Annotated in this window: 11 protein-coding genes; all 11 read right to left on the reverse strand. The window is 68.0% G+C overall.

Features of this window, described 5'->3' with window-relative positions; genetic code table 11:
* Positions 1-26 precede the first annotated feature (26 nt).
* Positions 27-764 carry a YggS family pyridoxal phosphate-dependent enzyme gene (locus ACZI8W_RS23745; RefSeq protein ID WP_463370980.1) on the reverse strand — a complete coding sequence of 246 codons (738 nt, stop codon included), beginning with the start codon at positions 762-764 and terminating at the stop codon, positions 27-29.
* Positions 761-1,495 (reverse strand): peptidoglycan editing factor PgeF, encoded by a 735-nt coding sequence (gene pgeF / locus ACZI8W_RS23750; protein WP_463370981.1) that lies wholly within the window; start codon positions 1,493-1,495, stop codon positions 761-763. Before pgeF ends, ACZI8W_RS23745 begins: the two co-directional genes overlap by 4 nt.
* Positions 1,492-2,715, reverse strand: a complete 1,224-nt coding sequence (ftsZ, locus tag ACZI8W_RS23755; RefSeq protein WP_463370982.1) for a cell division protein FtsZ — start codon at positions 2,713-2,715, stop codon at positions 1,492-1,494. Before ftsZ ends, pgeF begins: the two co-directional genes overlap by 4 nt.
* A 187-nt stretch (positions 2,716-2,902) precedes the next feature.
* Positions 2,903-3,565, reverse strand: coding sequence for a cell division protein FtsQ/DivIB (locus tag ACZI8W_RS23760; protein ID WP_463371034.1), 663 nt, complete (start codon positions 3,563-3,565; stop codon positions 2,903-2,905).
* Between the two features lie 152 nt (positions 3,566-3,717).
* Positions 3,718-5,247, reverse strand: a complete 1,530-nt coding sequence (gene murC, locus ACZI8W_RS23765; protein WP_463370983.1) for a UDP-N-acetylmuramate--L-alanine ligase — start codon at positions 5,245-5,247, stop codon at positions 3,718-3,720.
* Positions 5,244-6,398: an undecaprenyldiphospho-muramoylpentapeptide beta-N-acetylglucosaminyltransferase gene (murG, locus tag ACZI8W_RS23770; RefSeq protein ID WP_463370984.1), complete on the reverse strand. Its 1,155-nt coding sequence runs from the start codon at positions 6,396-6,398 to the stop codon at positions 5,244-5,246. Before murG ends, murC begins: the two co-directional genes overlap by 4 nt.
* Positions 6,395-7,849, reverse strand: coding sequence for a putative lipid II flippase FtsW (gene ftsW / locus ACZI8W_RS23775; protein WP_463371035.1), 1,455 nt, complete (start codon positions 7,847-7,849; stop codon positions 6,395-6,397). Before ftsW ends, murG begins: the two co-directional genes overlap by 4 nt.
* Before the next feature lie 56 nt (positions 7,850-7,905).
* Positions 7,906-9,483, reverse strand: coding sequence for a UDP-N-acetylmuramoyl-L-alanine--D-glutamate ligase (gene murD / locus ACZI8W_RS23780; RefSeq protein WP_463370985.1), 1,578 nt, complete (start codon positions 9,481-9,483; stop codon positions 7,906-7,908).
* 4 nt (positions 9,484-9,487) lie between these two features.
* The gene (gene mraY / locus ACZI8W_RS23785; RefSeq protein ID WP_463370986.1) at positions 9,488-10,570 is read right to left on the reverse strand and encodes a phospho-N-acetylmuramoyl-pentapeptide-transferase; all 1,083 of its coding nucleotides are present in this window, start codon (positions 10,568-10,570) and stop codon (positions 9,488-9,490) included.
* Positions 10,567-12,099, reverse strand: a complete 1,533-nt coding sequence (locus tag ACZI8W_RS23790; RefSeq protein ID WP_463370987.1) for a UDP-N-acetylmuramoyl-tripeptide--D-alanyl-D-alanine ligase — start codon at positions 12,097-12,099, stop codon at positions 10,567-10,569. The genes mraY and ACZI8W_RS23790 overlap by 4 nt, the downstream gene beginning before the upstream one ends.
* Positions 12,096-13,778, reverse strand: coding sequence for a UDP-N-acetylmuramoyl-L-alanyl-D-glutamate--2,6-diaminopimelate ligase (locus ACZI8W_RS23795; RefSeq protein WP_463370988.1), 1,683 nt, complete (start codon positions 13,776-13,778; stop codon positions 12,096-12,098). Before ACZI8W_RS23795 ends, ACZI8W_RS23790 begins: the two co-directional genes overlap by 4 nt.
* Positions 13,779-13,856 lie beyond the last annotated feature (78 nt).

Genomic DNA, 13,856 nt, shown 5'->3' on the forward strand with positions numbered 1-13,856 from the left:
CCCTTCCCTCGCGCGGCGGTTGGAATTCAGGCTAGCGGTCGCGCACCCAACACTCCTGTTCCGACACGCACGCAAGTCGAACCGTGCCGCACGGCATGTTCGAGATCACCCGACATCCCGGCGGACAGCTCGGCGGCCTCGGGGTGTCGCCGCCGCAACCGCTCGCTCGAGCGGGCGAGGGCCTCGAACGAGGCTTCGACGTCCGCACCGACCGGCGGTACTCCCATGATTCCTGCAAGTTCCAGACAGTCGGCCTCGGCCACCGCGTCCGCAAGGGCTTCGAGACCGTCGGCCGGTACGCCGCCGCGTTGCGGGTCGCCGTCCAGGCTGACCTGCAGCAGCACCCGCAGCGACGTGGTCCGGGCGCCGGTAGCGAGCGCCGCCGCCGTCCCCGTCGCGAGAGCTTCCGCGAGCCGCACGCTGTCGACGGAATGCACCGTGTGGGCCCAGCGCGCGACCGCGCGCGCCTTGTTGCGTTGCAGCCGCCCGATCATGTGCCACTGCACGGTCGGGTCGGGCACCTCGGCCCGGAACTGCTCGATCTTGACGTGCGCCTCCTGCTCCCGAGATTCTCCGAAGGCGCGGCATCCCAGCTCGTACAGCAGGACTGCGTCCGATGCCGGGAAATACTTGGTGACGGTCAACAATCCGACATCGGACGGGTCGCGTCCGCACGCACGTGCCGCGTCGTCCAATCGACGCCGCACACTCTCGAGCCCGCGAGCGAGCTCATCGCGCCGGATCCGCCGCACTGCGTCGTTCACTGTGGATCTTCCTCGAGCCAGACGACGGAGGCCAGTCTTCCCGTCGGTGCACCCCGGCGGTGACTGAACAAGGTCGGGTCCTCGATGGTGCATCGCGGGTCCTCGGCCACGGCTGCGACGCCGTGGTCGATCAATTGTCTACGCAGGCCTGCGCGAAGATCCAGCCCGGCGGTGCCCTTGGCGGTAAGTGTCGCGCTGCCGGGAAGATGCGCCTCCACATCGTCGCGCATCGCAGCAGGCACCTCGTACCGGCGCCCACTCGCTGCAGGACCGAGGAAGGCCCCGATCCGGTCTGCGCGTGCACCGAGTTCGATCATCGCGTCGAGCACCTGCGGGACGATGCCGAGACGCGCGCCGATCCGTCCCGCGTGCACCGCGGCCACGACACCGGCGTCATCGTCCGAGAGCAACACCGACACGCAATCGGCGCTGAGGGTGACGAGCGCGAGACCGGTCGTCGTGGTGACGAGCGCGTCGGTCGCGGGAACCGGTTCCGTGACCGGGCCGTCCACCACGGTGACGTTTCGACTGTGGATCTGCTCCATCCACACGAACCGTTCGGGTGACAATCCGAGGACCTCAGCCAGCCGCTGCCGATTGGCTGCGACGGATTCGGGATCGTCCCCCACGTGGTCGGCGAGGTTGAAGGAGTCGTAGGGCGGAGCCGAGACCCCGCCGGCTCGCGTGGTCACGACCCGGCGGGCGCGTACCCCGGTGTGAGGCGCCGTCAACGCCGCATGAAAATAGGCACGTCCACGTCGTCGTCGCCCTCGTCGTCGACGTCGACGGAGCGCGCAGGGCCGCCACCGGCCGGGGGAAGCCCGCCGGACGCCGGAACCGGCTCGCGGACCGGTGTCTCGTCGGTGCCATCCCGATCGGGCCGGCCCAGCTCACCCGCGCGACCCGCGCCGATGGCGCCGGGTCGGGAACCCTGTTGCGGGTTCTGCTGCGACTGGTGGCCCTGCTGCTGGCCGGGGGCAGCTTCGACGGGACGACGAGCCGGAGTGCCTCCGTCGAAGCCCGCAGCGATCACCGTGACGCGCACCTCGTCGCCGAGCGAGTCGTCGATGACGGTGCCGAAGATGATGTTCGCATCGATGTGCGCGGCTTCCTGCACCAGCGACGCAGCTTCATTGATCTCGAACAGCCCGAGATCGGAGCCACCAGCGATGGACAGCAGTACGCCGCGCGCACCCTCCATCGACGCTTCGAGGAGTGGCGAGTTGATCGCCGCTTCGGCAGCCTTGATCGCGCGCCCTTCACCCCGCGACGATCCGATACCCATGAGCGCACTACCCGCTCCGGACATGACACCCTTGACGTCGGCGAAGTCGACGTTGATCAGACCGGGGGTGGTGATGAGGTCGGTGATGCCCTGCACACCGTTGAGGAGGACCTCGTCGGCGGACCGGAATGCGTCCATGAGGCTCACCGCAGCGTCGCCGAGTTGGAGCAACCGGTCGTTGGGGATCACGATGAGGGTGTCGCACGATTCACGCAGGGTCTGAATGCCGGTGTCGGCCTGGCCGCCACGCCGCTTGCCTTCGAAGGAGAAGGGTCGCGTGACGACGCCGACCGTCAGTGCACCGAGTTTGCGCGCGATGCTTGCCACGACGGGCGCTCCGCCGGTACCGGTGCCACCGCCCTCGCCGGCGGTGACGAAGACCATGTCGGCGCCCTTGAGCACTTCCTCGATCTCGTCCTTGTGGTCCTCGGCAGCCTTACGGCCCACTTCGGGGTCGGCACCGGCGCCGAGACCGCGGGTCAATTCTCGTCCGACGTCGAGTTTGACGTCAGCGTCGGACATCAGGAGTGCCTGCGCATCGGTGTTGACCGCGATGAACTCGACTCCCTTGAGTCCCTGCTCGATCATGCGGTTGACCGCGTTCACGCCGCCACCGCCGATACCGACGACCTTTATTACGGCGAGGTAGTTGTGCGGGGGCGTCATGGGCTCTCGCCTTCCTGGGATTTCGGGTTCACACTTCGATCGATCTTTTCACGGTACCCATTACAACCCTCAACCATAGCTTGAAGGTTATGTCAAGTACCCGACTGCAGCGAAACGCTATGGCACGGCAGCCCGAATGTGCCAGCAGACTCGCCGACGACACGCCACCAATTTCACGCCGGCCACCTCACCGAACCGTCGGAAGGTCCGGACTGGCAACATCGAACTGCTGACCGGGCTGCGTCAAGAGCGGCAGGATCACTGCGGCCTTGCGATCCGAACGTTCCACACCACCCCACATCACCACCCGACCGTCGACCAGGGTCAGGGAGATGTCCGAGTCCGAACCTGCCGCGACCTCGTGCACCTGCACAGCCAGTTCCGGTGGCAGCATTCCGAGGACCTCTACCGCCGCTACCGTCGCCGGGTCGCCGGTGCCTGGCGAGTCTGTGACGAGCCGGGGGGTGAGCAGCGGCGGCGGCTCCACCGCGAAGTCCACACCTTCCGCATCGACGGAGTGGGTGCCGTCCGGTCCGTCGAAATACGCCACGGCGACACGTTCGATGATGGTCACCCGCACAGTCGACGGGTAGACCCGCTGCACCCGGACCGACGCCGCTCGGGGTAGCGCCGACGCGACGCGTTGCGCAGCCTCGGCCGTATCCACTTGCAGAAGAGGGGTCCCGTCGGCGATTTCGAGGCTCGCGAGCACTTCTTCGCGGGTGATGACGTCGTTGCCGGTGACCTCCACCGAGCGCACCGACAACAACGGTGAGGTCCATGCCACCACGATCACCGCGAGCAGGGTGATCACCGCGGTCCCTCCGATGAGCACCGTACGCAACCGCACCGAGCGACCCGAAGGGCGCCGCGCTGCGTTGCTCGCTCCGGTCGCGTCGTCTCGCTCGAGTTTCCTGGCGCGGCGACCGGTTGCGCGGCCGCCGCGACCGGAACGTCCGCGGCGCGATGCCGTGCGCTCGGTGGTCTTCGTGGTGTCGGGTGTCACGAACCGCTCGATTCCGTTCCGACCCCCGTCGAACGGAACCGGCCCGGCTTGCTGTGCAGAGCATCGAGAATCTGGCGGCCGAGCATCGTGACGTCGCCCGCACCCATGGTGATGACGATGTCGCCGGGGCGGCTCAGCCGGGCCACCTGGCGCGGTACGAGCGACAGGTCCGGTTGGTAGTGCACCGACTTCGACACCGCCTGCGCAACCAACGCCCCACTCACACCGGGAATCGGTTCTTCACGAGCCCCGTAGACGTCGAGGACCACCACTTCGTCGGCCAGGTCGAGGGCTGCACCGAATTCCGTCGCGAATGTTTCGGTGCGTGAGTACAGGTGCGGCTGGAATACGACGATCACCCGGGGACGCTCGGTGCCCGATTCCGTATAGCGCAAGGGCTCCCCCGCCACGAGTTCCGCCGCGGCCGCGAGGACGGCGCGCACCTCGGTGGGGTGGTGGGCGTAATCGTCGAAGACGCGCACACCCTGTTCACGTCCGCTGAACTGGAACCTCCGATGGACCCCTCCGAACCCTGCGAGTCCTTCGATCGCCTCGTCCACGGCCGCGCCGGACTCGAGTGCTGCCAGCAGGGCAGCGAGCGCATTGAGAGCCATGTGCCGACCCGGCACCGACAATCGGACCGTGCGCGGTACGTCTTCACCGGCAAGATGGAACTCGGCGACGCCGCCGATGTCCTTCGCCTCCCACGCGAGCAAGCGCACCCCGACCGGGACGCCGCGCACGACCTCACCCGCCCCGATGACGTCGGCGGTGCCGTACCCCGCAATCCGAAGATCGGTACGACCGAGCGCGACAACACGCTCGGCGAGTGCAGCGGCACCGCCGTCGTCGAGACAGACGATGAACAGGCCGCCCGGCACTATCTTGGCGATGAAGTCGTCGAACACCTTCGTGTATGCCTCGGGGGTGCCGAAGAAATCGAGATGATCGGGTTCGACGTTCGTCACGATCACGACGTTCGGGTCGTACTGCAGCAGCGAGCCGTCACTCTCGTCGGCTTCCGCGACGAAGACGTCGCCGCTGCCGTGATGGGCATTCGTGCCGGATTCGTTGAGCTCGCCACCCACTGCGAACGACGGGTCGAATCCACAGTGCTGGAGGGTCACGACCAGCATCGATGTGGTCGATGTCTTTCCGTGTGTGCCTGAGACCAAGTATGTGCGGTACTCGTGCATCAGAGCGGCGAGCACTGCGGGCCGCAGCAGAATGGGGATCCCCCGCTCACGGGCAGCCACGAGCTCGGGGTTGTTCTTCGGGATCGCGGCGTGGGTCGTGACGACAGCGGTCGGTCCACCGTCGATCAGGTCGAGCGCGTCGGCGTGATGACCGATCCGCACGTGCGCGCCGCGCGCGCGGAGTGCGAGAACTCCCCTGCTCTCCTTGGCATCCGATCCGGACACCTCACCACCACGAGCGAGCAGAATCCTGGCAATGCCCGACATTCCCGCACCGCCGATCCCCACCATGTGCACCCGCTGAAGCTCCGCGGGCAACTGCGCGCTCATTCTCGACTCCTGTTCGGTTCCACGCCGGCGACCTCGAGCACGATTCGGGCCACTTCAGCTGCGGCACTACGATGCCCGGCGGCCGCCGCGTTGCGTCCCATCTCGGCGACCCGACCGGGATCACGCAGCAACGGCGTGACCGTGTCGGCCACGAACGCCGGCGTGAGCTCGGCGTCCGCCACGATCATTCCACCACCTGCCGCCACGATCGGGCGGGCATTGAGTTCCTGCTCGCCGTTACCGTGCGGTAGAGGCACGTACACGGCCGGCAATCCCACCGCGGAGACCTCGGCCACCGTCATCGCGCCGGAGCGGCAGACCACCGCGTCCGCTGCCGAGTAGGCCAGGTCCATTCGTTCGAGGTACGGCACGGCCACATAGGGCGCCTGCGCATGACCGGGATGAGCGGGAACTGAGACGGTGTTCTTCGGACCGTGGGCGTGCAGGACAGCGACGCCGGCCTCGGCGAGGCTTGCCGCAGCACCGACCACGGCGTCGTTGAGGGAGCGCGCGCCCTGGGAACCGCCGAACACCAGCAGCACCGGCACGTCATCGGGGAGCCCGAAATGGCGTCGGGCCTCGGCCCGCAACGACGGACGGTCGAGTTCCGTGATCGAGGACCGCACCGGGATCCCCACGATATCGGCCTCACCCGTTCTCGTGATGCCGGATCCGGGAACGGCGGCGAGGACCCGGGCTGCCCGCCGGGCGCCGATCTTGTTCGCGATACCGGCGCTGGCGTTCGCTTCGTGGACGATGACAGGGATGCGTCGTCGACGGCGCAGCACTCCCCTACCAGCAGCGAGGTATGCGGGGAGCGCGACGTAACCACCGAAGCCGACGACGACGTCCGCTTCGGCACGGTCGAGGACGTCGCGGGTGCGCCGGACGGACGCCACCACTCGGGCGGGGAGTTTGAGTAGGTCGAGTGTGGGTTTGCGTGGCAGCGGCACCGGGGGGATCAGTTCGAGCGGGTACCCGCGGCGCGGCACCAGAGTCGTCTCGAGGCCACGTGAGGTTCCGAGGGCGGTCACCGCGGCGCCCGGTATCAGTTCGCGAATCGCGTCGGCCACCGCGAGGGCCGGCTCGATGTGCCCTGCTGTGCCTCCTCCTGCGACCACGACAGACAGTCCTGGCTTGTCCCCACTCACCTACGGTTTCCTCGCTCTCCGGTTCTGCCATTACCGTCGCGCCTTCGTGTGCTCTGCGACGTCGCGCGGTTGTTCTTCGTACGTTTCGGTGTGGAGTCCCGCGCGCGAGCGCCCCTGGCATCGCCTGAACGAGGGCCGTCAGCTGCGCGGCGTCGAGTGGCGGCGGGTGCCTGTCGTGTTCGCGGCGCCACGGCTGTTCCGCCGCTCCGGGGCCCGGTGCGACCTCGCGGCGGCTCCGCTCCACCGGGGGCCCCGCGGTGTGTTCCACTGCGCGCGGGTCGGTAGGGCTCGGGTTTGCGGATCTTCATGATCCTGGCCAGGCGCCCGTCGTGGCCTGCGTGCAGTGCAGCGACCGCTTCGGGCTCGTGTCGTGCCGCATTCGCGATCAGGCCGAACATGAACAGGGTGGTGACGGTGGAGGTGCCGCCGGCCGACACCAGCGGTAGTTGCAGACCGGTCACGGGCAGCAGGCCGACGACGTATCCGATATTGATGAAGGCCTGGCTGATGATCCATACCGTGGCAGTGGCAGTGAACAGGCGGAGGAACGGATCGACCGAGCGCATGGCAATGCGCATGCCCACGTAGGCGAAGAGGGAGAACAAGCCTATGACGGCGACTCCACCGATGAAGCCGAGTTCTTCGCCGATGATCGCGAAGATGAAGTCGTTGTGGGCGTTCGGCAGGTAGTTCCATTTCGCGCGGCTCTGACCCAGTCCTCGTCCCCAGATGCCGCCGTCGGCGAGCGAAAAGCGGGCCTGCCGCGCTTGGTACCCGGCACCTTGCGGGTCGTCACCCGGGTTGAAGAACGAGCGGACGCGCGCCGAGCGGTACCCGGCGGTCAACGCGAGAACGGTGGCGCTCGCAACGGCGGTGCCGACGATGCCGAGGAAGATTTTCAGGGGGAGACCTGCGAACCACAGCAGGGCCAGCACCACGATGACGAGCGAGACGGTCGTTCCGAGGTCGGGCTGCAGGACGATGAGGATGGTCACCAGCAGTGCCGCGGGGACAAGCGGCACGATCATGTCTTTGAGGGTGGAATTCTCACCGCGTCTCGAGGCCAGCAGGTGTGCACCCCATATCGCGATCGTGAGCTTCGCGACCTCCGACGGCTGCAGGGACACACCGGCGACGACGAACCACCCACGGGTGCCCTGTGACTCGGTCCCGATACCGGGTATCAGCACGAGTACGAGCAGCAGCACCGACAGAACGAAGGCCGGGAACGCGAACCGGCGCATCGCGCGCACTGGGATCTGCAGGGCAAGGTAGAAGGCGAGGAAGCCGACGCAGACGAACACGATCTGCGATGTGAACATCCGGTACGGCGAGAGTTCTGCCGCGACAGCTTCCACGCTCGACGACGAGAGCACCATCACGAGCCCCAGCACCGTGAGCAGCACGGCGATGGTGACGACGAGGTGGAACGACGCGAGCGGGCGCGCCATCCACAATCCGATCCGTCCGCGCGCGGACGGCGGTTGTGAACTGCCCTGCGGCGAGGTCACTGGGGTGTCCCGCCCCCGCGCAGTTCGTCGACCGCGGCCGCAAAACTGCGGCCGCGCTGGGCGTAGTCGGCGAACATGTCGAGCGAGGCGGCGGCCGGTGCCAGCAGGACGGCGTGTCCCGGGGATGCGAGCGCAGCAGCCTCACGAACCGCGATGCGCATCGCGTCGGGTCCGTCGGCGCCGGGTGCACTCACCGAGCGAAACCCTGATGTCGGTCCACTGCTCTGCACCCGGTCCTCATCCTGCCCGGATTCCCCGCGCTGCCCGCATTCCCCGCTCTGCTCGGATTCCCCGCCCTGCTCGGATTCACGGTCCTGACTGCTCATTGCCCCATCGTCGCGCGTGTCGACCAGGACCACGGGGATGCCGGGCGCGTGTCGTGTCAGCGCGTCGGCGATCTGCCCGGCGTCGCGACCTAACAGAACGGCTCCGGTCAGTCGCGGTGCGACGTCGGCGACCAGGTCGTCGACGCGCGCCCCTTTGAGTAGCCCGCCGGCGATCCACACGACCGCATCGCAGGCGAGCAGGGAACTGCGGGCCGCGTGCGGGTTGGTGGCTTTCGAGTCATCGATGTAGGCGACGCCGTCGACGGTGCCCACCGGTGCGGCACGGTGCGGTCCGACCTGGTGTCTGCGCAGTCCGTCGTGTACCGCCGCTTCCGGCACGTCGATCGCGCGGGCCAATGCGGCAGCGGCCAGTGCGTCGGACAGTCCGGCCGGGCCGGCGGGGGTCACGTCGGCGACCGACGCGAGTACTGCGGAATCGGCAAATGCGCGGTCGACGAGCACATCCCCGCTGATGCCGAGCTGTCCCGCGTCCGGGTATCCGAGGGTGAATCCGACGGTGAGGACGGCCCGGGATCGTTCACGGAGTCCCCCGGAAATCGGGTCGTCGAGTCCGAGGACTCCGACCGCGCCGGTGAGCGCGCCGAGCTTGGCGTCGATGTAGTTCTCGATGCCGCCGTGCCAGTCGAGGTGGTCTTCGGCGATGTTGAGGATGACGCCGGCCGCGGGTCGAACGGAGGGTGCCCAGTGGAGTTGGAACGACGACAGTTCGACGGCGAGGACGTCGGCCCGGCGGTCGGCGCGCCGCAACGCGTCCAGTACGGCCAGGCCGATGTTGCCGCACGCCACGGAGGAGATGCCTGCCGATTCGAGGATCGCGTGCAACATCATCGTCGTGGTGGTCTTGCCGTTCGTGCCGGTCACGACGAGCCACCGCCGGGGCGGGCCGTAGAGTTCGGCCTGATCGATGCGCCACGACAGTTCGATGTCGCCCCAGATGGGGACCGCGGCACCAGCGGCACGAGAGAGCAGCGGCGCGTCGGGGGGAAATCCGGGGCTGGCGACGACGAGAGCGTACTCACGCAGCGCCGAACCGTTGTCGAGCAACGCGCCGAGTTCGATGGTGTCGGCGCCGAGTTGAGCGCACTGCGCCAGCGCGTCGGGACTGCGGTCGGTGACGGTGACACGCGCCCCCAGATCCAGCAGTGGCCTGATGGTGGCCCTGCCCGAGACGCCGGCGCCGGCGACGAGAACCCGCGCTCCCCGCAGCCACTCCAGTTCTTCCGTCACGATGTCAGTCTCCGATCGCCGCGAGGTACTCGCTGTAGAACAGGGCGAGGCCCATGGCCGAGGCTATTCCGGCAATCAACCAGAATCTGATGATCACCGTGGTTTCGGCCCATCCTCCGAGCTCGAAGTGGTGGTGGAACGGCGCCATCCGGAACACTCGGCGTCTGCTGGAGCGGAAGACTGCGATCTGGATCAGTACCGAGGCTGCCTCGGCGACGAACAGCGCGCCGATGACGACCATGAGCAATTCCGTGCGGGTGGTGACCGACAGGCCGGCGAGCATCCCGCCGAGGGCGAGCGAACCGGTGTCGCCCATGAAGATCTTTGCGGGGGCCGCGTTCCACCACAGGAAGCCGAGGCAGGCCGCACCGCCTGCAGCGCACAGAAGTGCCAAGTCGAGCGGGTCGCGCACGTCGTAGCATCCTGCGGTGGGCTCGACCGCACACGCGTTCCGGTACTGCCAGAAGGTGATGATCACGTACGCGCCGAGTACGAGCGCCATCGCACCCGCCGCGAGCCCGTCGAGTCCGTCCGTGAGGTTCACCGCGTTCGACCACGCCGCCACGAGCAGGTAGACGAAGAGAATGAAGACGATCGACCCCATCGATACCGTGGCGATGTCGCGCACATAGGACAGGTCGGTGCTCGCCGGGGACAATCCGTCGGCATTGCGGAACTGCAGTGCCAAGATCCCGAACACCACCGCAACGACCAGCTGCCCGACGAGCTTCGCGGTCTTGTTCAGACCGAGATTGCGCTGCTTGCGGATCTTGATGAAGTCGTCGAGGAATCCGACTCCGCCGAGCGCGGTGGTCAGGCCGAGGACCAGCAGACCGGATGCACTCGGGCCCTCGGCACCCTCGTAGCCGAGACCGATCAGATGCGAACCGAAATAGCCGGCCCAGAGCCCCGCGAGAATCGCGACACCACCCATCGTGGGCGTCCCGCGCTTCGATTGGTGGCTCTGCGGACCCTCCACCCGGATCTCCTGGCCGAAGCCCTGCCGGGAGAACGCTTTGATCAACACGGGCGTGAGCAGAATCGACACCGCGAGTGCGATACCCGCGGCGAATAGGATCTGTCTCACCGTGCAGCCTCCGTTTCCAGAACAGCGTTGCCATCCCCGAGCAATGCCTCCGCGACCGACCACAGGCCAACCGCCTGCGAAGCTTTCACCAACACGATGTCGCCGGGGCCGACCTCGTCACGCACGAGCGCGACCGCGGCGGCGGCATCGGGCACGTGGCTCGCTTCCTCGCCCCAGGATCCTTCCATCACGGCACCCTGAAACAGACTCCGGACCGGTCGGGTCGCACCGACCGCGATGATGCGGGTGATGTCGAGGCGCACAGCGAACCGGCCGATCGCGTCGTGTTCGACGATGGAATCGTCGCCCAGCTCCGCCATCTCACCGAGAACGGCGAAGGTCCGACGCCGGGTCGGCCCGCTGCGGGCCACCGTTGCGAGTGCCTTGAGCGCGGCGCGCATCGAATCCGGGTTCGCGTTGTACGCATCGTCGATGACCGTCACTCCGTCAGCACGGGTGGTCACTGCCATCCGGTGCGCCGAGACCGGAACTGCGCCGGACAGGGCCGCGCCGGCCTGCGCTGTCGTGGCACCGCATTCGAGTGCGATCGCGATCGCTGTGAGTGCGTTTCCGACCTGGTGCTCTCCGTGCACGGCGAGGGTGACGGGCATACGCTGCACGGTTCCGGTGTCGCGGTCGGTGATCACGGCGGTGAACGTCGGTCGGGCATCACCGTCGAGGGTGATGTCGGTGGCCGTGACCTCGGCCGTACCGGCGCTCCCCACGGTGACCACCCGCGCGCGGGTACGTTCTGCCATGCGTGCCACGAGCGTGTCGTCGGCATTGAGGATCGCGACACCACCGTCCGCTGCGGGTGGGAGGGCTTCGACGAGTTCACCCTTGGTCTGGGCGATCACGTCCTGCGAACCGAACTCACCGAGGTGGGCCGTGCCGACATTGAGGACTGCACCGATCCGCGGTGGTGCGATCTGAGCGAGCGCGGCGATGTGGCCGGGGCCACGCGCCGACATCTCGAGGACGAGAAACCGGGTGTCTCCGGTGGCGCGCAGCGCAGTCCAGGGGTGGCCGAGTTCGTTGTTGAAGGAACCCGGTGGCGCCACAACGGGTCCGAGCGGCGCGAGCACCGCCGCGATGAGGTCTTTCGTGGACGTCTTCCCGGACGACCCGGTCACCCCGATGACGGTCAGCCCTCCGGCGACGAGTTCGTCGACGACTGTCCGGGCGAGTTTCGCGAGGCCGGTCAGTACCGCCGCTCCGGATCCGTCCGCGTCGTGTTCGAGCGTCAAGGCGTTGGTCGAGGCCTCGGCCACGGGCGGGACGACGATGGCGGGCACCCCGACGGGGCGCGCCGCGAGGACGGCCACCGCCCCCGAGGCGATCGCGTCCGCGGCGTGATCGTGGCCGTCGGTCTTCGCGCCGGGCAGCGCCAGGAACAGTCCACCTCGGACGATCCGGCGCGAGTCGAATTCGACTGTGCCGGTGACCTCGACGGTCGCGTCGTCGACGTCGACGTCGTGCAAGGTTCCCCCGACTACCTCCGCGATCCGGGCCAGTGTCATCGGGATCATTCCGTGCCTCCGCTGTGCTGGTGCCGTTCGACTGCCGCCGCGAGTACCTCGCGATCGTCGAACGGATGCTTGACTCCGTCGATCTCCTGGCCACGCTCGTGGCCCTTTCCCGCGACGAGCACGACGTCGCCGGGGCACGCCCACGCGACCGCCGCCTCTATTGCCGCTGCCCGATCACCGATCTCCCGGATCTCGCCCCGCCGGTCCTGCGGGAGTGCTCGGGCACCCTCGAGCACGGCAGCCCGAATCGATGCGGGGTCTTCGGTCCGAGGGTTGTCGTCGGTGACGACGAGGAGCTCCGCCGAAGCGGCGACCGACCCCATGAGCGGACGTTTCCCGCGGTCACGATCACCGCCCGCGCCGACGACGACGGCGATGCGTCCGGACGTGCTCCGTCGAAGAGTGGAGATGACGGCCTCGAGCGCGGCGGGCTTGTGCGCGTAGTCGACGACTGCGAGGAAGTTCTGTCCGCGGTCGATGCGCTCGACACGCCCCGGGACGTCGACGGTCGCGATCCCGCGCGCCGCGACATCGACGTCGATGCCGACCGCGGAGCAGAGTGCCACTGCGAGCGCTGCGTTGGCGACGTTGTATCGTCCGGGCAACCGCACGCCGATTCGGCGCGCCACCCCGTCTGGTCCGGTCAACCTGAATCTTTGGGTGCCGTCGGGGTCGGATGCGGCATCGGTCACCGACCAGTCCGCGGCCCGAGCGCCGTCGGTCGCCACCGTCCGTACACCGGCCGGATCGTCGACATCGGCAGACCGCGCGATCGCGGCCATGCGTGTGCCCCAGGCGTCGTCGACGCACACGACGGCTCGGCGGGCGCGAACGGGCGAATCGGGCGCGAACAGGCGGGCTTTCGCAGCAAAGTAGTCGTCGAAATCCTTGTGGAAGTCGAGGTGATCCTGTGACAGATTCGTGAACCCGCCGACAGCAAATTCGGTCGCGGCGACGCGGCCGAGAGCAAGTGCGTGGCTCGATACCTCCATCACCACCGTGTCGACTCCGTGTTCGAGCATGGCCGCGAACAGTGCGTGAAGTTGGGGGGCCTCGGGGGTGGTCAGTGCGCTGGGCACGCGCTGGCCTGCGATCCGCGTCTCGACCGTGCCCACGAGGCCGGTGACCCGGCCTGCGGCATTCAAACCCGCTTCGACGAGGTACGAGGTCGTGGTCTTACCCGACGTTCCGGTGATGCCGATGACTTGCATCCGTTCGGACGGGTGTCCGTATATGGTGGCCGACGCGGCGCCCAGCACCGAGCGGGGGTCCGGGTGCCGCAGCACCTGTACCGGACCGAATCCTGAGGCGGTGATGGCCTCGACCCCCGCCGCGTCGGTGAGGACGGCTACGGCACCGCGCTCGAGCGCGGTGCCGGTGAAGGTTGCCCCGTGCGCACGAGCACCCGGCAACGCAGCGAAGAGGTCGCCGGGCCGGATTCGCTGGGCGCTCAGGTCGATCCCGGTGACGACCTTGTCGTCCTCAGCGGTACCAGAGGACACCGCAGTACCAGAGGACACCGCAGTACCAGAGGACACCGCAGTAGCAGAAGGCCCAGCGGGCCCCACCGAAACGAGATCGGCACCGATGGAAGCAGCCAGATCCCGGAGTGGGGTCCTCGGCGGATGCTCGGGTCGGCGCCCCTCCTCGGGAGGAGACGGATCCGGACTCGATGGCACAGGTACAAGTTCCTCTCTTGCGGCATCCCGCTGCTGTTCTCGGTCGGTACTGCTGGTCTCGGTCGGCACCGGACACCG

Source organism: Rhodococcus ruitaii, from assembly GCF_055230935.1.

What these genes read in the sequence shown, in the direction of transcription:
- ACZI8W_RS23790 (WP_463370987.1), bottom strand. Translation starts at nt 12,099, where the DNA reads ATGATCCCGATGACACTGGCCCGGATCGCGGAGGTAGTCGGGGGAACC.
- ftsZ (WP_463370982.1), bottom strand. Translation starts at nt 2,715, where the DNA reads ATGACGCCCCCGCACAACTACCTCGCCGTAATAAAGGTCGTCGGTATC.
- ftsW (WP_463371035.1), bottom strand. Translation starts at nt 7,849, where the DNA reads ATGGCGCGCCCGCTCGCGTCGTTCCACCTCGTCGTCACCATCGCCGTG.
- murC (WP_463370983.1), bottom strand. Translation starts at nt 5,247, where the DNA reads ATGAGCGCGCAGTTGCCCGCGGAGCTTCAGCGGGTGCACATGGTGGGG.